The organism is Streptomyces sp. CB09001 (assembly GCF_003369795.1).
Taxonomy (GTDB): domain Bacteria; phylum Actinomycetota; class Actinomycetes; order Streptomycetales; family Streptomycetaceae; genus Streptomyces.
Genome location: NZ_CP026730.1, coordinates 6994683 through 7013822 on the forward strand (window position 1 = coordinate 6994683; position 19140 = coordinate 7013822).

General features: G+C 72.2%; 16 protein-coding genes. 12 read left to right on the forward strand and 4 right to left on the reverse strand.

Annotation, left to right across the window (positions count from 1 at the left end):
- Window positions 1-144 precede the first annotated feature (144 nt).
- The 3 genes from C4J65_RS32110 to C4J65_RS32120 all read left to right on the forward strand — a co-directional run bounded on the left by C4J65_RS32110 (window position 145) and on the right by C4J65_RS32120 (window position 2461).
- On the forward strand, window positions 145-870 hold the full coding sequence (locus tag C4J65_RS32110; protein WP_115745581.1) for a lytic polysaccharide monooxygenase: 726 nt from the start codon (window positions 145-147) through the stop codon (window positions 868-870).
- Window positions 871-1001: 131 nt separating this feature from the next.
- Complete coding sequence (locus C4J65_RS32115) at window positions 1002-1433, forward strand: NfeD family protein (RefSeq protein WP_115745582.1); 432 nt, start codon at window positions 1002-1004, stop codon at window positions 1431-1433.
- A 2-nt stretch (window positions 1434-1435) separates the two neighbouring features.
- Window positions 1436-2461 carry an SPFH domain-containing protein gene (locus C4J65_RS32120; protein WP_030866892.1) on the forward strand — a complete coding sequence of 342 codons (1026 nt, stop codon included), beginning with the start codon at window positions 1436-1438 and terminating at the stop codon, window positions 2459-2461.
- 3 nt (window positions 2462-2464) lie between these two features.
- Here the strand turns inward: C4J65_RS32120 and C4J65_RS32125 are convergent, their stop codons facing one another.
- A complete protein-coding gene (locus C4J65_RS32125; protein ID WP_115745583.1) occupies window positions 2465-4045 on the reverse strand; it encodes a carbohydrate-binding protein in 1581 nt (526 codons plus the stop codon).
- Window positions 4046-4228: 183 nt separating this feature from the next.
- Window positions 4229-5206 carry a DUF3152 domain-containing protein gene (locus C4J65_RS32130; RefSeq protein WP_115746738.1) on the reverse strand — a complete coding sequence of 326 codons (978 nt, stop codon included), beginning with the start codon at window positions 5204-5206 and terminating at the stop codon, window positions 4229-4231.
- 113 nt (window positions 5207-5319) lie between these two features.
- On the opposite strand from C4J65_RS32130, the gene C4J65_RS32135 reads away from it, so the two are divergent.
- From C4J65_RS32135 to C4J65_RS32160, 6 genes are all read left to right on the forward strand, one after another.
- Window positions 5320-6009, forward strand: a complete 690-nt coding sequence (locus C4J65_RS32135) for a response regulator transcription factor (RefSeq protein ID WP_115745584.1) — start codon at window positions 5320-5322, stop codon at window positions 6007-6009.
- Window positions 6010-6035: 26 nt separating this feature from the next.
- On the forward strand, window positions 6036-7517 hold the full coding sequence (locus C4J65_RS32140; RefSeq protein WP_162833650.1) for a HAMP domain-containing sensor histidine kinase: 1482 nt from the start codon (window positions 6036-6038) through the stop codon (window positions 7515-7517).
- Window positions 7514-8158, forward strand: coding sequence for a hypothetical protein (locus C4J65_RS32145; protein ID WP_115745586.1), 645 nt, complete (start codon window positions 7514-7516; stop codon window positions 8156-8158). Before C4J65_RS32140 ends, C4J65_RS32145 begins: the two co-directional genes overlap by 4 nt.
- A gap of 107 nt (window positions 8159-8265) precedes the next feature.
- The gene (locus C4J65_RS32150; protein WP_115745587.1) at window positions 8266-11070 is read left to right on the forward strand and encodes a hypothetical protein; all 2805 of its coding nucleotides are present in this window, start codon (window positions 8266-8268) and stop codon (window positions 11068-11070) included.
- 97 nt (window positions 11071-11167) lie between these two features.
- Window positions 11168-12889, forward strand: coding sequence for a cytochrome c oxidase subunit I (ctaD, locus tag C4J65_RS32155; protein ID WP_115745588.1), 1722 nt, complete (start codon window positions 11168-11170; stop codon window positions 12887-12889).
- Window positions 12886-13296 (forward strand): cytochrome c oxidase subunit 4, encoded by a 411-nt coding sequence (locus C4J65_RS32160; RefSeq protein ID WP_115745589.1) that lies wholly within the window; start codon window positions 12886-12888, stop codon window positions 13294-13296. The genes ctaD and C4J65_RS32160 overlap by 4 nt, the downstream gene beginning before the upstream one ends.
- Here the strand turns inward: C4J65_RS32160 and C4J65_RS32165 are convergent.
- The gene (locus C4J65_RS32165) at window positions 13272-14957 is read right to left on the reverse strand and encodes a ubiquinol-cytochrome c reductase cytochrome b subunit (RefSeq protein ID WP_115745590.1); all 1686 of its coding nucleotides are present in this window, start codon (window positions 14955-14957) and stop codon (window positions 13272-13274) included. The genes C4J65_RS32160 and C4J65_RS32165 overlap by 25 nt on opposite strands.
- A 74-nt stretch (window positions 14958-15031) precedes the next feature.
- Window positions 15032-15391 (reverse strand): DUF6479 family protein, encoded by a 360-nt coding sequence (locus C4J65_RS32170; RefSeq protein WP_115745591.1) that lies wholly within the window; start codon window positions 15389-15391, stop codon window positions 15032-15034.
- A 160-nt stretch (window positions 15392-15551) separates the two neighbouring features.
- On the opposite strand from C4J65_RS32170, the gene C4J65_RS32175 reads away from it, so the two are divergent.
- Genes C4J65_RS32175 through C4J65_RS32185 form a run of 3 tightly spaced genes read left to right on the forward strand, consistent with a single transcriptional unit; the run spans window position 15552 to window position 19131 of the window.
- On the forward strand, window positions 15552-15929 hold the full coding sequence (locus tag C4J65_RS32175) for a four-helix bundle copper-binding protein (RefSeq protein ID WP_115745592.1): 378 nt from the start codon (window positions 15552-15554) through the stop codon (window positions 15927-15929).
- A gap of 40 nt (window positions 15930-15969) precedes the next feature.
- Window positions 15970-16872 carry an oxygenase MpaB family protein gene (locus tag C4J65_RS32180; RefSeq protein ID WP_115745593.1) on the forward strand — a complete coding sequence of 301 codons (903 nt, stop codon included), beginning with the start codon at window positions 15970-15972 and terminating at the stop codon, window positions 16870-16872.
- Window positions 16873-16893: 21 nt separating this feature from the next.
- Complete coding sequence (locus C4J65_RS32185) at window positions 16894-19131, forward strand: serine/threonine-protein kinase (protein WP_115745594.1); 2238 nt, start codon at window positions 16894-16896, stop codon at window positions 19129-19131.
- Window positions 19132-19140: the final 9 nt, after the last annotated feature.

Below are 19140 nucleotides of genomic sequence, written 5' to 3' on the forward strand. Positions count from 1 at the left end.
GAGTTGCGCACGAGGGTCGTCGCGTCAATCGCGCACCGCCTCTTGTCGGTTGATGTTGCGCGGACCCTTGACCGAACCGGCTCCGTCGCTATGGTCTAGACCTGAAGTCGTCAGGTCTAGACCTGTATCCGAAAGGGGCACGACATGCGCACCAAGAGACGGGTGGCCATCGCGGTCGGGGCGCTGGTCGCTCCGTTGCTCGCCCTCAGCCTCCCGGCGAGCACGGCAAGCGCGCACGGGTGGGTGACCTCGCCCGGCAGCCGACAGGACCAGTGCGCCGCGGGGATCGTCGACTGCGGTCAGATCAAGTACGAGCCCCAGAGCGTCGAGGGCCCCAAGGGTCTGAGCAGCTGCAGCGGCGGAAACAGCCAGTTCGCCGAACTCGACGACGACAGCAAGGGCTGGCGCGTCACACCGGTCGGCAGCACGCACACCTTCACCTGGCACCACTCGGCACGCCACGCCACCGCCAACTGGCAGTACTTCATCGGCAGCCAGAAGATCGCCCAATTCGACGGCCACGGAGCGCAGCCCGCCCCGGACGTGAGCCACCAGGTGAACTTCGGCGGCTTCACCGGCCGTCAGAAGGTACTGGCCGTCTGGAACGTGGCGGACACCGGCAACGCCTTCTACTCCTGCATCGACGTCAACATCGGCGGCACCGGCGGCGGCGACGGGGGCGGCGACGACGGCGACCCGGGCGCCTGCGACGCGCCGGTGTGGAGCGCCGGCAGCGTCTACAGCGGCGGCGACACCGTCTCCTTCGGCGGCCACAACTGGCGCGCCAAGTGGTGGGTGACCGGCGAGGAGCCCGGCACCACCGGCGAATGGGGCGTCTGGGAAGACCTCGGAGCCTGCGCGGCCGCGTGATCGCGACGGGACGGCGCGCACCGGCCACGGCGCGCGCCGCCCCCCGCCGCAGCCCCGACGCCGGCCGGTGACGAACGGGTCCGCTTTTCCGGAAAGCCGGTAAAATAATTCCAAAGCGGAAAGGGGTCGTGATGGATCCGTGGCTGATCTGGCTGATCGTTTCGGCGGTCCTGATCCTGGCGGAGATCTTCACCCTGACCGCCGCGCTCGGAATGCTGGGAGTGGCCGCGCTGATCACCGCCGGATCCGCGGCGGCCGGCCTTTCCACGCCTTTTCAATTCCTCGTGTTCACGGTCGTCTCCGCGGTCACCCTCTTCTTCCTGCGCCCCGTCGCGCTGCGCCACCTGGTCCAGCCCCAGACGCAGCGATTCGGGGTGGACGCCCTGGTCGGCCAGGCCGCCTACGTCGTCTCCGACGTGACCGGAAGAGAAGGCAGGGTCCGGATCGGCGGCGAGGAATGGACGGCCCGTTCCTACGACGAGACGCTGGTGATTCCCCGGGGCGCGACCGTCGACGTCCTGGAGATCAGCGGCACCACCGCATTCGTCTATCCCCGGGAGTGACCATGGAAGCCTCGGCGTTCCTCATCGCCGGTGTGATCGTCGCGCTTCTCGCCGTATTCACCGTGGTGCGGGCGGTGCGCATCGTGCCGCAGGCCCGGGCCCGCAACGTCGAACGGCTCGGCCGCTACCACCGCACGCTGAAACCCGGGCTCAGCGTGGTCATCCCGTACATCGACCGGGTCTATCCGGTGATCGACCTGCGCGAACAGGTGGTCTCCTTCAAGCCGCAGCCGGTCATCACCGAGGACAACCTGGTCGTCGAGATCGACACCGTGCTGTACTTCCAGGTCACGGACCCGCGCGCGGCCTTCTACGAGATCGCGAACTTCCTCCAGGCGGTCGAGCAGCTCACCGTCACCACCCTGCGCAATGTCGTGGGCTCCATGGACCTGGAGAAGACCCTCACCTCGCGCGACACCATCAACAGCCAATTGCGCGGAGTGCTCGACGAGGCCACCGGCAAATGGGGGCTGCGGGTGAACCGGGTGGAGATCAAGGCGATCGACCCGCCGCAGTCCATCAAGGACGCCATGCAGAAGCAGATGCGTGCCGAGCGGGACAAGCGGGCCGCGATCCTCGGCGCGGAGGGCCAGCGCCAGTCGCAGATCCTCACGGCCGAGGGCGACAAGCAGGCCGCCGTCCTGCGCGCCGAGGGCAACCGCACCGCCGAGATCCTCAAGGCGGAGGGGCAGTCCCGGGCCATCGACGAGGTCTTCCAGGCCGTGCACCGCAACGACCCCGACCCCAAGCTGCTGGCCTACCAGTACCTCCAGGTGCTGCCCCAGCTGGCGCAGGGCTCGGGCAGCACGTTCTGGGTCATCCCCAGCGAGGTCACCTCCGCCCTCCAGGGAGTCTCCCGCGCCTTCACCGAAGCGCTGCCGCAGTCGCCGGCCACCCGGGAGAGCCCGTCGGACGACGGAGCCGCCCAGGCGGCCAGCGACACGGCGCAGGCCGCGGAGGCCGCCGCCCAGGCCCTCGCCGACGCGGCCAGGGCCAACGGCGTACCCCCCGAGGGCCACGCGGCGTGACGGCTACGGGGTGACCCGGTTGCCGCCGAAGGTCACCACGAGGGTGCCGCCCGCGTCGAAGGACCAGTCCAGGGCGCCCGCGTACGCGGCACACCGGGAGCCGTTCGAGCCGGTCCAGAACTGGTTCGAACCGTCGGCGTCGCCCACCGTCTTGTCGTTCGACCCGTCGTCGGCGCGGCACGAGGTGTTGTTCCGGAACACCGAAGTGCCCTTGTCGAAGGAGAAGTTGCGCTCGGCGTTGTCGACGCTCACGTTGTCCGAGATCGTCATCGTGCCCGGGTTCGAGTTGTAGGTGAACCCGTGCTTGCCGTTGTGGTAGGCGATGCTGCGGCGCACCACGTGGTCGACCTCGATGTCCTCGCCGCCGAGCTTGTAGCCGTTGCGGTCGCCGCTGGAGTTCTGCGTGCCGTCGGAGAGGGTGCCGTTCTCGTAGGCCAGGGAGTCCTCGATCGTGACCGCGCCGATCGGGCCCGTCTCGGACTTGGTGTAGAGGTCCCAGCCGTCGTCGATGTTGTTGTGGGACACGGCGTCGCGGAAGACGTTGCCGGGGCCGACGGTGAGCTTGGCGGCGAAGCCGTCGGCGTCCTCGCCGTCGGAGTCGGCGTTGTCGTGCGACTCCGCGCTGAGGATCAGGTTGTTGGACGGCCACTGGTCGCGGGGTGTGTCGGAGGTCGTCCGCGAGAGCTGCAACCCGGTGTCGCGGTTGAACCGCGTCACCGTGCGCTCGAACACGTTGTTGCTGCCGCCGACGAAGATGCCGTTGTCCCCGGCGTGTTCGACGACGATGCCCTCGACGTGCCAGTACGAACCGTTGACCGCGAGCCCCCGGTTCGAGGAACTCTCCGACTGGGCCGAGAAGTTCAGCACCGGTGTCTCGCCCGGGTAGGCGGTCAGCTCGGTGCGGTCGCCCGAGGTGCCGTCGTTGCCCTGCGGGACGGTGACCGTCTGCGCGTACCGGTAGGTGCCGCCGCGCAGGTAGATCGTCCCGCCGGGGGAGACCCGGTCGATCGCCGAGGTGAGGGTGGTCGGGTCGGACTCCGTCCCGGCCGCGCCGGCGCCGCCGTTCGGCGAGACGTACAGTGCGGAGCCGGACGGCGGCGGTGTGGTGTCGTCGCCGGCCACCTCGGCGTCGACGTAGTCGACGTTCGGCAGTCCGGCGGACGAGGTGGGGCTGAGCCTGACCGTGTTGTTCCCGGCCCGCACCGGCACCGTGACGGTCTTCGTCACCCACGTGTCCCAGGCGCCGGTGGACTCGAACGCGGCCGAGGCGACGCTCGAACCGTTCACCATGATGTCCGCGGCCCGTGTGCCGTCGGTGCCGTTCGCGAAGCGCACGTTCAGCGTCGCGGTCCCCGCGGCGGGCGTGCCCACCGTGAACTCGGCGAAGGCGCCGACCGCGTTGGTGCCGTTGCAGAAACCGCTGCCGGAGTAGCCGGACCAGTCGGAGTCGATGGTGCCGGTGCAGACCGCCGACGTGGTTTCGGCCTCGTAGCGGGCGGACGCGGCCTGCGCGGACGTGCCGGACAGAGCGACGAGCGTGCCGCCCAGCAGGGCGACGCTCGCGATGACGGGTCTCACTTGCATCGTGTCTCCAGGGGGTTGGGTCCGAGCAGGACTCGGTGGGAGGATCAACTGGAGAAAGCGCTTTCCCGGGTCTTCGTGTCGGACCCTAGAGACTTGCCGTGGACGCGTCAATGGTCTGGTATCTGATTCCTGTTCACAGCTATGAACCACCGCATGAGTGAGTCTCCGGCCGCCGTCCTGTACTCAGCCGAGAGCGGGCCCCGTGACGGGGCGGCCGTCCGCGTCGTAGGGCCAGACATTGGTCCGGCAGCCGTGCAGCCCCTTGATCTGCTGCATCATCACCGGCGCCGGACGCCCCGCCCCGGGGCAGCCCTCATGGCCGTGGCCGAGGAAGTGCCCGACCTCGTGGTTGATGATCAGCGCCCGGTACGACGTCACGTCGTCCGCGTAGTACTTCGTGGCCAGCAGCCACCGCTTGAGGTTGACCATGACGTCCTGGCCCACGTTGCAGTTGACCTCGCCGCCGGTGTCCAGGCCGTACTGGCCGCATATGTCGTCCACCGTCGCCGCCGTGGCGAGCCGTACCCGGAAGTCGGACGCGCCGCCGGACACCCGCCGGAACCCCACCTTCCCGTCGGCCGTCCAGCCCCGCTCGTCGGCCAGGATGCGCTCGACCTCGGCCGCGACGGCCGGTGCCGAGATCCCGATGCCGTCCTCGACCTGCACCACGTACGTCAGCGTCCGCCCGCTGCCGCCGACCCGGTCGCCGCTTCCCTCCGCGGTGGCGAACGTCCCGGGGCCGGTCGACGGAATCGAGCCGGGGTCCGGCCTCTGGTCCTGCCCCTTCCCGTACTTCCCGTACTTCTCGCCCGCGCCGTACTTCTCGCCCTTCGCGCCCTTCTCGTCCTCGTCCGTCCCGTCCGTCTCCTTCGCCGGTGGGGCGGTCGGCCCGTCCTTCGGCGCGTCCCCCGTCCCGTCGGCCCGGTGCGACTCGGATCCCTCGGTCACGGAGGACGCACCGGCCGTGTCGGTGGGGCCGCCGGCGGGTTCCGAGGCCCCCCTGAGGGCCAGCCCGCCGGCGAGCACCAGGACGGCCCCCGCCGCGAGCCCCGGCCACAGCAGGCGGGGACGGCCGCCCCGTCGGCGGCGGGAGCGGCCGCCGCGACGTCGGCGGCCCGCGGCGGAGGACGGTGGGGGAGTCGGTCGGCGGCGCTCATTCATGATCACAAAGCCTGCCCGGGACGTGTGATCGTCCGTGGACCGCTTTTGGACCGCTGTGTAACAGCCGTCACCCGCCCGTGGTCTGCCACCCCCGCACACGCATACTGAGATCCATGCCACGGGTCCTGATCATCGAAGACGACCGCGCCGTCCGGGACGGCGTGCGACTGGCCCTGCGCCGGCAGGGGCACGAGGTGGCCGCCGCCGCGACCGGCGAGGACGGACTGGAGCAGCTCCGGTCCTTCCGGCCCGATGCCGTGGTCCTCGATCTGATGCTCCCGGGCATGTCCGGCCTCGAGGTGTGCCGCCGCATACGCGTCCGCGACCAGGTGCCGATCATCATGGCCACCGCCCGCGGCGACGACGCCGACATCGTCGTCGGACTGGAGTCCGGAGCCGACGACTACGTCGTCAAACCGGTCCGCGCCCGCATCCTGGACGCCCGCATACGCGCCGTGCTGCGCCGCGTGGGCGGCACGCCGGACGACCAGGGCACACCACGCACCGAACACCACGGCGACCTGGTCATCGACCGGGCCGGGCTGACCATCACCCACCAGGGCCGGCCGGTCGTCCTCGGCCCCTCCGAACTGCGACTGCTGCTCACCCTGTCCGCCTCGGCGGGCCAGGTGTTCAGCCGCCAGCAGCTCCTGGAGGCCGTGTGGGAGCACAACTACCACGGCGACGCGCGGCTCGTGGACGCCTGCGTCAAGCGACTGCGGTCCAAGATCGGTGAGTCCCCGGGCAGCCCGCGCTACATACACACCGTGCGCGGTTTCGGCTACCGGTTCGGACCCCGGTGAGAGCTCCCCGGGTGCTGCGCGCACTTATGGGGCTGCGCCTGCGGCTGGTGGTGACCTTCACTCTCGTCGCCGTCGTGGCCACGGTGACCACCGGCGCGCTGACCTTCCGTGAGGCACGCACCGGAGTCCTGCAGCAGAGCCAGGACACGGTGATCGAGGAGTTCCGGCACCGCGTCAACACCCTGGTTCCCAACTACCGGTTCCCGCCCGACGCGGCCGGCCTGAACTCGTTCGCCAACGACGTGTCCAGGGGCGGGCGGTCCCGGCAGTGGCGGGTCCTGGTCGCCTACCGGGACAAGAGCGCGACGTCCGTCCCCGGGGACTCGTTCGGGGAACTGTCCCCGGCGATGCGCGAGTCGGTGCGCTCCCGCCGGGCCACCGTGTTCCAGCGGGTCTCGCACGACGGTCACTCCGCCCTCGTCGTCGGCATGCCCGTCACCTTCGCCGGCCAGTACACCACCGAGCGGCGGGCCTCCGGTCTGGAGGTCTACCTCACCGTGCCGCAGCAGGAGGAGCAGGGCTACGTCGACGCGCTGGTCACCGCGATCGAACGCGCCACCGTGCCCGCCCTGGCCCTGGCCGTCCTGATCGCGCTCCTGGCCGCCCGCGGCGTCCTGCGGCCGGTACGGGCGCTGCGCCGGGCGACCCGGAGCATCGCCGAGGGCCGCCTGGACACCCGGCTCGCGGTGCAGGGCTCCGACGAACTCGCCGATCTCTCCCGCACGTTCAACGAGACCGCCGCCGCACTGGAGGGCTCGGTGGCCGAACTGCGGCGCATGGAGGCCGGCGCCCGCCGCTTCGCCGCGGACGTATCCCACGAACTGCGCACCCCGCTGGCGGCGATGTCCGCGGTCACCGACGTGCTGGACGAGGACGCGGCCGGGCTGGACGAGGACACCGCGACGGCCGTACGCCTGATCAGCGCGGAGACCACGAAGCTGGCCGCGCTCGTGGACGACCTGATGGAGATCTCCCGCTTCGACGCGGGCGCGGCCGCCCTGCACCTGGACGAGATCGACCTCGCCGAGTCCCTGCGCCGCACGCTCGCCACCCGCGGCTGGCAGGACACCGTCGAGACCGGTCTGCCCGAACCGGGCGGGCTGCGCGGCCGGGTCGACCCGCGCCGTCTCGACGTGATCGTGGCGAACCTCGTCGCCAACGCCCTCAGGCACGGCGCGCCCCCGGTCCGCCTGGACCTGTGTGCCCAGGACGACCCCCGGGCCGGGAGACAGGCGGTCGTCACCGTCCGCGACGGCGGGGACGGCATCCCCGAGAGCGTCCTGCCCCATGTCTTCGACCGCTTCTACAAGTCGGCCGACGCCCGCGCCCGGAGCGAGGGCAGCGGCCTCGGGCTGTCCATCGCCACGGAGAACGTACGCCTGCACGGCGGCACCGTCCGGGCGGCCAACCACCCGGAGGGCGGCGCCGTCTTCACGGTCGTCCTGCCGCTGCGCCCGGACGACACGGCGGACCGGACACCGCACCCGGCGAAGGAGGACCGCACATGAAACCGTCCGCGCGGGCCTGCCCGCTGCTGATCGCGGCGCTGCTCCCGCTCTCCGCCTGCGGCATACCCGAGACCGGAGTGGTCGAGGCGGGTGAACCCGCGACCGGCGTCCTGGATCCGGGCGTCACGTCCGCGCCCTCGGAGTCCGTGCCCGAGGCGGTGCCCCTGGTCAAGGTCCCGCTCTACTTCGTCGAGGACGGCTCCCTGGTCGCGGTGGACCGCACGGTGCCGGGCTCGACCGACCTCGGCAGTACCGTGCTCCTGCTGTTCAACGGACCGGACGGCAAGGAGCGCGGGAGAGGGCTGACGACCGAACTGCCGCCCGCCGCCGCGGCCCCCACCATCCGCACCGACGGCACCGGGGTCAACGTCCAGCTGCCGCGGAGCGCCGGGATCCTCACCGACACGGCCGTCGACCAACTGGCCTGCACGGTCGCCGTCGCCCGGCTGCGACAGGACCCGGCACTGGGGAGCGCACAGGTGACCGTGGAGCAGCCCGGTGGCCGGCTGGCCGGCCGCTCCAGCGACGACTGCCCGTCCGGCGCCGACCGCGAGACCCCCGGGGACCCCGGGACAGCCGAGACCGTGCCGGCCCCCGACACCGGCGAAGGCGTCGGAGGGACCGGCGGCACCGGCGGCTGACGGCTCACAGGCAACCCCAAGGATCCCCATGCCCTCCTCCAACACAGGGCGCCCGCAAGGGCGTTGCCCCGAACCGAGGTACCACCGAGGTGTTGAGGAGCGGATTCTTGATACGTGCTCGAACGCTGTGGGCCGCCGCGACAGCGGCCCTGACCCTGGTGGGCGTCGCGCCCGCCGCGGCCCAGGCCGCGCCGGAACCACCAGGCGGCCCCGCATCCGTGCGGGCGGCACCGAACGGCGCCGCCCACCTGCCGCCCGGCTGGCGGATCACCGGCACCGGCGAGGCGAGATCCCTGGAGTGGCGCTCCCCGCGGGTCGTCCCGGCCGGCGACGCACGGGTGGAGTTCCACACCGCCGGCCGCCTCCTCGGCGTACCGGAACCGGACCGCGACGGCAGGACCTTCCGCTTACCGCTGGACGAGACCCGGCCGGGCGCACCGCACGGGCTGACCGACCTCCAGGTCCGCGCCGCGGGCCGCCGGCTGGACCAGGAACCGGGAGCCGCCGCCCGCCAGCGCCGCCCCTCCCAGGCGCCCCCGGCGAAACTCCCGCCCCAACTCCCCGCCGGCACCGTCGACCCGGGCCGCCCCGGCCGGTTCGCCACCACCACCGGCGAGTACACGCTCGACCCGGTACGACTGTCCGGCCTGTCCGCCCCGGTCGAGATGCGGGGCGTGGTCGTCGCACCGAAGGGAGCGACCGGCGAACGCCCCCTCGCACTCTTCCTGCACGGCCGCCACGCCACCTGCTACGTCCCCGGCCAGGGCGAGGAGGCCGTCACGATCGACTGGCCCTGCGCCGACGACGCCCGGCCCATCCCCAGCCACCGCGGCTACCTCCAGGACCAGCAGCTGCTGGCCTCCCAGGGCTATGTGACCGTCTCGATCTCCGCCAACGGCATCAACGGCCAGGACGGCTACCTCGAGGACGGCGGCGCCCAGGCCCGCTCGTCACTGGTGCGCTCGCACCTGGCCCGCTGGGCCGACTGGGCCGCCAAGACCTCCGCCGCTCCGGCCGCCGTACGCCGGGGCCCGAGGGCCGACCTCTCCCGCGTCCTGCTGGTCGGTCACTCCCGCGGCGGCGAAGGCGTCGACCGGGCGGCCATGGACAGCCTGTACCCGCCGCCCGCGGACCAGGACGGCCACCCGGGGCGGGCCCGCTGGACCATCCGCGGCACCGTGCTCATCGGCCCCACCGCCTTCGGCCAGAACCCGGTGCCCGACGTGCCGTCCCTGACCATCCTGCCGGGCTGCGACGGCGACGTCTCCGACCTCCAGGGGCAGCTGTACGTCGACGGCACCCGCGGCGTGAGCCGGGGCAGGGCCCTGCACAGCGCGGTCCACATCACGGGCGCCAACCACAACTACTTCAACAGCGAGTGGACGCCCGGCCAGGCCCAGGCACCCGCGTCCGACGACTTCTGGGAGGACCCCGAGGACCCCGACCCGGTCTGCTCGGCGGACAGCCCCACCCGGCTCACCGCCGGGCAGCAGCACCGGGCCGGCGCGACCTACATCGCCGCCGCCGCCCGGCTGTTCGTCGCCGGTGACGACCGGGTGCGTGAACTGGTCGACGGCACCGGCCGCCGCGCTCCCTCGGCCGACCCGGCCCGGGTGCTGACCCACGCGGTCGGCGCCGGCCGCGGCGCCGGGTTCCTGCCGGACGCCGGCGTTCAGGTGACCGGCGGCGGACGCCTGTGCTCCGCGGTCGACCCCGACCCGGGCGTCGCCTGCCTCGGCGAGGACGCACACGGCTCCTCACCGCACTTCGCCTACTGGCAGCCGGAACGTGAGACCGGCCGCGGCGCGATCGCCCTGGACTGGTCCGCGCCCGGCACCGCGACCCGGGTCCGTCCCGCCGCACCCGTCTCGCTGAACGGCGCGCGGAGCCTCGCCCTGCGCGTCATCGTGCCGCCGGGCAGCACCGGCACCCGGCTCGACGTGGCCGTCACCGACGCCGCCGGCCGGCGTGCCACCCTCGGCAGCGTCCACGCCGACGGCCTGCCGGGCAGCGAACGCACCGCGTCCTACTGGGCGCAGGAACTGCGCGTACCGCTCACCGCCGCCACCCGCGCCGGAGTCGACCTGCGCCGCGTCAGCACGCTGGAACTGACGCCCCGTTCCCGCACCGGCAAGGCCTGGCTGATGGACGCCTACGCCTGGCATCCCGGCACGCCCCAGGTGCGGCCGGCCCCGCTGGCCCGCGTCGACGTCGGCCGGACGACGGTCGAGGAGGGCGACTCGGGCGTGCGCACCTACCACGTCCCGGTGCGGGTCTCCGGCAAGGGCACCGGCACGGTCCGGATGTACGTCATGGAAGGCTTCGGCACGGCGGTCGAGGAGCGCCTGGTCACCGTACGGTCCGGCCGCCCCTTCGTCGACGTGCCCGTGAAGGTGACGGGCAACAAGCGCTACGGCGGCGACTCGAACCACGACCTGCTGGTCAAGGCGGTACACGGCTCGGTCGTCGGCTCCTACGCCGGCGGCGTGACGGTCGCGGAGGACGACCCGATGCCGAAGATCGACGTCACGCCCGTCGCCGACAAGGTCACCGAGGGGCAGCCGCTGCGCTGGCGGGTCTCGCTCTCGGAACCCGCCGACGTGGACCTGAACACCGTGCTGGTACCGGTCCCCGACGACACCCGTCCCGAGCTGTCCACCAAGGACGTCGACCACGACTGGCTCCTCGACACGGTGGGCGAGGTCCCGGACGGGGAGGTCCCGCTCTCCCGGCTGGACTACTTCGGGCTCTGGGTCTCCGTCCCGCCCGGTGAGACGGACGCCGAGGTGACGGTGCCCACCATCGCCGACGAGGTCGCGGAGCCCGCCGAGTACCTCGGTCTCCGGAACACCGACGACGAGGGCGAGCCGCAGGGCCCGGTGCTGACCGGCACCGTGCTCGACGCCTCGTAACCCGACCGCCGCGCGCGGGCGCGGACCCGGCACCGCCCGGTCCGCGCCCGCGTGCGCCAGGTGGCCCATCCGCCGGACGCCCGGCCCCGGCCTCGGCGTGGTCGTGGGGCTGAGCCCAGGGCGCCTGGGTACTCTCCGCCGCATGGCGGTGGACAGAAGGACGGAGTCGCCGCGCCGGACACCGGCTCGGCAGCGGACGAACCGCACGCTGGGCCGGGCGCTGGTGCGGTGGACCACGACGACCGATCACAAGGTGATCGGCCATCTCTACCTCGCGACCTCGTTCGGCTTCTTCCTCTTCGGCGGCGTCCTCGCCATGCTGATGCGCAGTGAACTCGCCCGGCCGGGACTGCAGTTGTTCAGCAACGAGCAGTACAACCAGCTCTTCACGATGCACGGCGCGATCATGCTGCTGCTGTTCGCGACCCCGTTGTTCGCCGGGTTCACCAACGCCGTCATGCCCTTGCAGATCGGCGCCCCGGACCTCGCGTTCCCCCGGCTCAACGCGCTCTCGTACTGGATGTACCTCTTCGGCGGCCTGATGGTGGCGGCGGGCTTCCTGACCCCCGGCGGGGCGGCCTCGTTCGGCTGGTTCGCCTACGCGCCGCTGAACAGCGCGACCTTCAGCCCCGGGCCGGGCGGGGACCTCTGGATCATGGGTCTGGTGCTGAGCGGCGTGTCCACCACGCTCAGCGCCGTCAACTTCATCACCACGGTCCTGTGCCTGCGGGCCCCGGGCATGACCATGTTCCGGATGCCGATCTTCACCTGGAACGTGCTGTTCACCTCGATCCTGGTGCTGCCCGCCTTCCCCGTGCTCACCGCCGCGCTGCTGATGCTCGAGGCCGACCGGAAGTTCGGCGCGCACGTCTTCGACGCCGCGAACGGCGGAGCACTGCTGTGGCAGCACCTGTTCTGGTTCTTCGGCCATCCCGAGGTGTACATCATCGCCCTGCCGTTCTTCGGCATCGTCACCGAGATCATCCCGGTCTTCAGCCGCAAGCCGATCTTCGGCTACGTCAGCCTGGTCGGCGCCACCATCGCCATCACGATGCTCTCCGCGGTGGTGTGGGCCCACCACATGTTCGCCACGGGCGCCGTGCTGCTCCCGTTCTTCTCTCTCATGTCGTTCCTCATCGCCGTGCCGACCGGAGTGAAGTTCTTCAACTGGACCGGCACCATGCTGCGCGGCTCGCTGTCCTTCGAGACACCCATGCTGTGGGCGTGCGGCTTCCTGGTGACGTTCCTGCTCGGCGGGCTGAGCGGCGTTCTGATCGCGTCCCCGCCGCTGGACTTCCACCTGACGGACTCGTACTTCATCGTCGCGCACCTGCACTACGTGGTGTTCGGCACGGTGGTCTTCGCGATGTTCGCCGGCTTCTACTTCTGGTGGCCGAAGTTCACCGGCAGACTGCTCGACGAACGGATCGGCAAGATCCACTTCTGGACACTCTTCGTCGGCTTCCAGACCACCTTCCTCGTCCAGCACTGGCTCGGCGAGCAGGGCATGCCACGCCGCTACGCCGACTACCTGGCCGCCGACGGCTTCACCACCCTCAACACCATCAGCTCCATCGGCTCCTTCCTGCTCGGCCTGTCCACACTGCCGTTCCTCTACAACGTCTGGCACACCCACCACTACGGGAAGAAGGTTGAGCAGGACGACCCCTGGGGCTACGGCCGGTCCCTCGAATGGGCCACCAGCTGCCCGCCGCCGCGCCACAACTTCACGTCGCTGCCCCGCATCCGCTCCGAGTCCCCGGCGTTCGACCTCCACCACCCCGACGTCACCCGACACGATCAGAGGCATGTGCAGTGAGGACCGAATCCCGTCTGTTCACCGGTGTCGCGGTCTTCTTCGGCGCCGAGGCGGCGCTCTACGGCTGGTGGTCGCGCGAGCCCGCCGGCACCGCCGCGCTCGTCATCGCCTTCCTCATGGCCGCGCTCGTCGCGTTCTTCCTGCGCGTGCAGTACCGCAGGCGCGGCCTGCGCGCGCAGGACCGCGGCGAGGGCGAGGTCGTCGACACCGCGGGGCCGCTCGACTTCTTCCCGCCGCGCAGCGCCTGGCCGGTCACGATCGCGCTGGCCGCCCTGGTGCTCGCGTTCGGCATCGTCTTCGGGCTGTGGCTGGCGCTGATCGGCTTCGGCCTGCTCGCCATGGGCGTCTGCGGCCTGGTCTTCCAGTACGCCGACCGGGACGTTCAGCGCTCCGGCTCGCCCGAGTAGGCATCCCGTTCCGCCGCATCTGCCGCCGCCGCTTCCGCCACCGGTTCCCGCCCCGGCTCCGGCTCCCGCCCCGGTTCCCGTTCCGGCTCCGTGTCCTCGACGTCGACCCGGTCGCCGTAGTACCACTCACTGAGCGTCGCCCGCAGCCGGCCCACGTGCGGAGCGTCGCCCTCCGTCGTGGACGGCGCGAGCGGCTCGGGCTGCCTGCGGGCCCGCAGTACGTGACGTTCCTCGGCGTCCAGGGGGCCGTGACCCTCGGCGTAGCCGCCCGCCAGGTTCTGGTGCACCTCGCCCGTCTCCTCGCCCTCGGTCAGACGCTCGCGGTCGTGCTCCTGCAGCGCCAGGCAGACGCGCTTGGTCACCACGAAGGCCAGCGGCGGCGCCAGCACCAGACAGACCCGGAAGATCCAGGTGAGGAGGTTCAGCGAGACGTGGAACGTGTGGGCGAGGATGTCGTTGCCGCCCGCCAGGAGCAGCACCGCGTAGAAGACGATCGCGGCGACGCCCAGCCCGGTGCGCACCGGCTTGTCCCGGGGCCGGTCGCACAGGTGGTGCTCCTCGTGGTCGCCCGTCACCCAGCGCTCGAAGAACGGGTAGGCGTACAGCACCGCGAACAGGACGCCCGGCAGCAGCACCGCCGGCACCAGCACGTTCCACATGACGGTGTGGCCCGCCACCGCCGTCTCGAACGGCGGCATCAGCCGCAGCGAGCCCTCCAGGAACCCGACGTACCAGTCCGGCTGCGAGCCCGTGGAGACGATGTCGGGGCGGTAGGGGCCGTACGTCCAGATCGGGTTGATCTCGGCCACCGCCGCGAGCACGGTCACGACACCGAACACCATGAAGAACAGGCCCGTGGAGTTCGTCATGAACTGCGGGAACAGCGGCTTGCCCACCGCGTTGCGGTTGGTGCGCCCGCGGCCCGCCCACTGGGTGTGCTTCAGGTAGAACACCAGGATCAGATGGACCGTGACCAGCGCGACCAGCAGCGCCGGGAGCAGCAGGATGTGCACCGAGTACAGCCGCGGGACGATGTCCTCGCCGGGATACTCGCCGCCGAACACGAACATGCTGACGTACGTCCCCACCACCGGGATGGACAGCATGATCCCCTGCGCGATGCGCAGCCCCGTCCCCGACAACAGGTCGTCCGGGAGCGAGTAGCCGGCGAAGCCCTCGGCGAGCGCCAGCACGAACAGCGTGACACCGATCAGCCAGTTGACCTCACGCGGTCGGCGGAACGCCCCGGTGAAGAAAATCCGCAGCAGGTGCACTCCGATGGCCGAAAGGAACACCAGCGCCGCCCAGTGGTGCACCTGCCGGATCAGCAGCCCGCCGCGCACGTCGAAACTGATGTCCACCGTCGAGCGGTAGGCCTCCGACATGCTCACCCCCAGCAGGGGCTCGTACGAGCCGCCGTAGACGACCTCCGTCATCGAGGGCTTGAAGAACAGCGTCAGCCACACCCCGGTCAGCAGCAGCACGACGAAGCTGTACAGGGCGATCTCGCCCAGCAGGAACGACCAGTGCTCGGGGAAGGCCTTGCGCAGCAGCCCCCCGCCCTCGGAGACGGGGAGCCGCCCGTCGGCCCAGTTGACGGTGTGTTCGGCCGCGTGGCGGGCCCGCGCACCGGCGCGGGCCCTTCTCCTCTGCAACAGCACGGCGCATGGGTTCCCCACCGCCCGTACCGGAAACTACACACCGACCACGTACGGTCACCCTCCGGCTTGCGGGGTCACCGTCCGCCCGGGCCGCCGCTGCCGAAGGAACCGCTGCTGCCCTCGTCCCAGCGGGGCCGCTCCTGGTCGGAGGCGGTACGACTGCCCTGGTGCCCCATCTCGTGCGGCAGCGTGCGCTCGTCGCTCCGCGGCATCTCGTCGGGCTCCCGGCGCTCCCGCTCCTCGTGGACCGGACCGTCGTCGGGCATACGGGGCTGCTCCTCGGGACGCGGCGGCGGCGGCTCCCGGCGCTTCTGCCGACTGCCGAAGGCGAACGCGCCGATCAGCACGGCCACCACCACCACGGCAGCGACGATCAGCCAGACGGCCAGTGCGCCGGAGCCGCCCGCGGCCAGGTCCATCCATGCGTTGCTCATGGAGCGCGGGTACCCGCGGCCCGCATGACCAACCTGGTCACCGCGACCGCCACGCCCATGTCCGCGAAGAGCCGGCCTTCCCGATCGGAAACAGCCCCGGAGCCCTTGGAAACACCGGGTCCGGCCGTTTGGCACCGCGGCCGGCGGCAACCCGCTCGGTGTGACATCGACGACGACTTCCCAGCAGGAACTGTTCCGCTTCCTCGAGGACCGCTTCGCGTGCGCACAGGCGTGCACCGAGTGCGCGCGGGCCTGCGCCCTGCGGGCGAGCCTCGTGGACCCGGACGGGACCGAGAACCAGGAGCTCGTGCGGCGCAGGGGCATCATGTGCGCGGAGGTCTGCGACGCGACCTGCCGGGTGCTGTCCGAACAGAACCAGGTCGACGAGGCCGCCATCCGCGCCCAGCTGGAGTGGTGCCGGCAGGTGTGCCTGGAGAGCGCGCAGGTCTTCGACGGACACCGGGGCGCCGAGGAGAGCGCCAAGGCCTGCCGGGACTGCGCCCGCGCCTGCGGGGAGTTCCTGGCCACCCTGCGCTGAGGCCCTGGGAACGGGTCCCGCGCCGCGTTAGCCTGCCCGTATGGCGGCGACACGGACGGACGGGGACCCGGGACTGTTCGGCCCGCGCTCCGTGACCTGGCAGGCGCACGGCGACCCGATGATGTGGGTGGCCGGCATCCGCGCCCTCTACCTCCAGGCCCTGCACCCACGCGCGGTGCGCGGCGTGATGCAGAACAGCGACTTCCGCCGCGACGCGTGGGGCCGGCTGATGCGCACCGCGGGCTTCGTCGGCACCACGACGTACGGCACCACCGAGGCCGCCGAGCGGGCCGGCGCCCGGGTCCGGAAGATCCACAGCATGCTCGGCGCCACCGACCCCGACACGGGCGAGCGCTACGGTGTCGACGAACCCGCCCTGCTGCTGTGGGTGCACTGCGCCGAGATCGGCTCCTACCTGCACGTCCTGCGCCGCTCCGGATTCCCGCTCACCGACGCCCACGCCGACCGCTACCTCGCCGAACACCGGCACAGCGCCCGTCTCGTCGGCCTCGACCCCGCCTCCGTACCCGCGAACCGGGCCGAGCTGGCCGCCTACTTCGCGCGGGTACGGCCCGAACTGGCCGCCGGAGCGGACGCGCACGAGGTGGACGACTTCCTGCTCCGCCCGCCCACGCACCCCCTCCTGGTCCCGGCCCGCGAGCTGCTGTGGCGGCGGGTCGCCCGTCTTGCGTACGACTCCCTACCGCCGTACGCGCACGAGCTCTACGGCAGACCCGCACCCCCGGCCGCCAACGTCACCCGGCGACTGCGCGCCACGGGCACCCTGCTGCGCCATGTCCCCGCACGTCTGCGCTGGCAGCTGCCGCCCAAACACATCCTGCGGGCCATGGCCCGGCTCGGCCCGGGCGTGCGCCCGGCGCCATACAAAATCGGACGACAAGCGGCCATACTGGACCGGCCAGGGGAGGGCGCGGCGGACTGAACCACGGGGGCGGGCGAAGTCATGGGGGACAGCACGCTGATCCACGGCCGGTACCGGCTGCTCGAGCGGATCGGGCGCGGCGGCATGGGCGAGGTGTGGCGGGCGCGGGACGAGTCACTCGGCCGCCGCATAGCCGTCAAGTGCCTCAAACCGCTGGGCACGCAGCACGACCACTCCTTCACCCGCGTCCTGCGGGAGAGATTCCGGCGCGAGGCCCGGGTGGCCGCCGCGCTCCAGCACCGCGGGGTGACCGTCGTCCACGACTTCGGCGAGTGGGACGGCGTGCTCTTCCTGGTCATGGAGCTGCTGGAGGGACACGACCTGAGCCGGCTCCTGGAGGACAACAAGGGCCATCCGCTGCCCGTCCCGGACGTCGTCGACATCGCCGAACAGGTCGCCTCCGCGCTCGCCTACACCCACGACCAGGGCATCGTCCACCGCGACCTCAAACCCGCGAACATCGTGCGGACCGCCGACGGCACCGTGAAGATCTGCGACTTCGGCATCGCCCGGCTCGGCCACGACGCGGGCTTCACCGCCCGGCTGACCGGCACCGGCATCGCCATGGGCACCCCGCACTACATGTCGCCGGAACAGATCGGCGGGGACGAGGTCGACCGGCGCAGCGACCTGTACTCCCTGGGCTGTGTGCTCTACGAGATCGCCACCGGCGTCCCGCCCTTCGACCTCGAAGACGCCTGGGCGATCCTCGTCGGCCACCGCGACACCGAGCCGGAACCGCCCCGCACCCACCGCGCCGAACTGCCCGGATACCTGGACCGGATCATCCTGGACCTGCTGGCCAAACGGCCCGAGCAACGCCCGGACGACGCCCGAGAGCTGGGCCGCCGGATCACCGCCGGACGCACCGCACCGGTGCGGGTGCCGGCTCTCGCGGCATCCCGGCCCCGTACGCGGCGGCCGGTCGGGGGCCGCACCGCACTGCCCTCCTGGACCCACGGCATGACCACCGGTCACAAGGCGACCGGCACCGGCCCGCGCGCCACGCCCCCGGACCCGGGGGCGGGCCTGTCCGGCGAGTGGGTCCCGCGGCCCACCGGAGACGGGAGCGACGGCGAACGGGCCGCCGGGCCCACCCCGGACGAGTGGCCCGACCCGGCGTCCGAGGCCGCCGTCGGGCTGGCCGCGCGCCACAACGCGGCGCTGAGCCTGGGCCGCCTGGGCCGCTGGGAGGAAGCGGGCCGGATGCACCGCACGGTCGCCGCCGAACGCGAGCGCCTGCTCGGTCCCGACCACCCCGACACTCTCGCCAGCCGCTACGAGGCCGCCTTCACCCTGGGGCGCACCGGCCGGGCCGCCGAAGCGCTGCGCGCCTACAAGGGTGTCGCCCAGGCCCGGATCAGGACGCTGGGCGCCGACCACGCCGACACCCTCGCCGTCCGCCAGGAGATGGCCTACACCCTGGGCCGGCTGGGCCGCCACACCGACGCCCACCAGGTGTACACGTCGGTGCTGACCGCCCGTGAGCGCACCATGGGCGCCGACCATCCCGACACCCTGCGCTGCCGGCACAACCTGGCCTTCAACCTCGGTCGGCTCGGCCGCACCGAGGACGCCCACCGGATGGCCCGCGAGGTGGCCGCGGCGCGGGCCCGCGTACTCGGCCCCGGCCACCCCGACACCCTCGTCACCCGCTACGAGGTGGCCTACGAACTCGGGCGGCTGGACCGCTGGCAGGAGTCCCTGGCGACCTACCGCGAGGTCGCCGCCGCCCGCGCGAGAGCCCTCGGTCCCGACCACCCGGACACCTTCGCCGCCCGTTACGAGACCGGCGTCGCCCTCGGCCGCCTCGGCCGCTGTACCGAAGCGCTGACCGCGTACGAGGAGCTGATCGCCGACCGCACCCGCGCCCAGGGCGCCGAGCACCCCGAGACCCTGCGCGCCCGGCACGGCCGGGGCGTCAACCTCGGCAGGCTGGGCCGCTGGGCGGAGGCCCTGGACGAGGCGCGCGCGGTGTGCTCGATCCGCGGACGGGTCCTGGGCCCCGACCACCCCGACACCCTGGTCAGCCACCGCGAGGTCGCCGTCGCCCTGGGCTGGCTGGGCCGCTGGTCCGCCGCCCTCACCGAGTACCGTCTGGTCGCCGCCGCCCGCGAACGGGTCCTGGGCCCCGACCGGCCCGACACTCTCGTCGCCCGCGACGACGAGGCCCACTGCCTGGAACAGCTCGGCCGCGCGGCCGAGGCCGCCGAGCTGTACCGCCGGGTCGCGGCACTGCGCTCGGTGGCCGCCCGCTGACCGGGGGCG

Coding starts and splice junctions, on each gene's coding strand:
- C4J65_RS32110 (WP_115745581.1), top strand. CDS start 145: ATGCGCACCAAGAGACGGGTGGCCATCGCGGTCGGGGCGCTGGTCGCT.
- C4J65_RS32115 (WP_115745582.1), top strand. CDS start 1,002: ATGGATCCGTGGCTGATCTGGCTGATCGTTTCGGCGGTCCTGATCCTG.
- C4J65_RS32120 (WP_030866892.1), top strand. CDS start 1,436: ATGGAAGCCTCGGCGTTCCTCATCGCCGGTGTGATCGTCGCGCTTCTC.
- C4J65_RS32125 (WP_115745583.1), bottom strand. CDS start 4,045: ATGCAAGTGAGACCCGTCATCGCGAGCGTCGCCCTGCTGGGCGGCACG.
- C4J65_RS32130 (WP_115746738.1), bottom strand. CDS start 5,206: ATGAATGAGCGCCGCCGACCGACTCCCCCACCGTCCTCCGCCGCGGGC.
- C4J65_RS32135 (WP_115745584.1), top strand. CDS start 5,320: ATGCCACGGGTCCTGATCATCGAAGACGACCGCGCCGTCCGGGACGGC.
- C4J65_RS32140 (WP_162833650.1), top strand. CDS start 6,036: ATGGGGCTGCGCCTGCGGCTGGTGGTGACCTTCACTCTCGTCGCCGTC.
- C4J65_RS32145 (WP_115745586.1), top strand. CDS start 7,514: ATGAAACCGTCCGCGCGGGCCTGCCCGCTGCTGATCGCGGCGCTGCTC.
- C4J65_RS32170 (WP_115745591.1), bottom strand. CDS start 15,391: ATGAGCAACGCATGGATGGACCTGGCCGCGGGCGGCTCCGGCGCACTG.
- C4J65_RS32180 (WP_115745593.1), top strand. CDS start 15,970: ATGGCGGCGACACGGACGGACGGGGACCCGGGACTGTTCGGCCCGCGC.
- C4J65_RS32185 (WP_115745594.1), top strand. CDS start 16,894: ATGGGGGACAGCACGCTGATCCACGGCCGGTACCGGCTGCTCGAGCGG.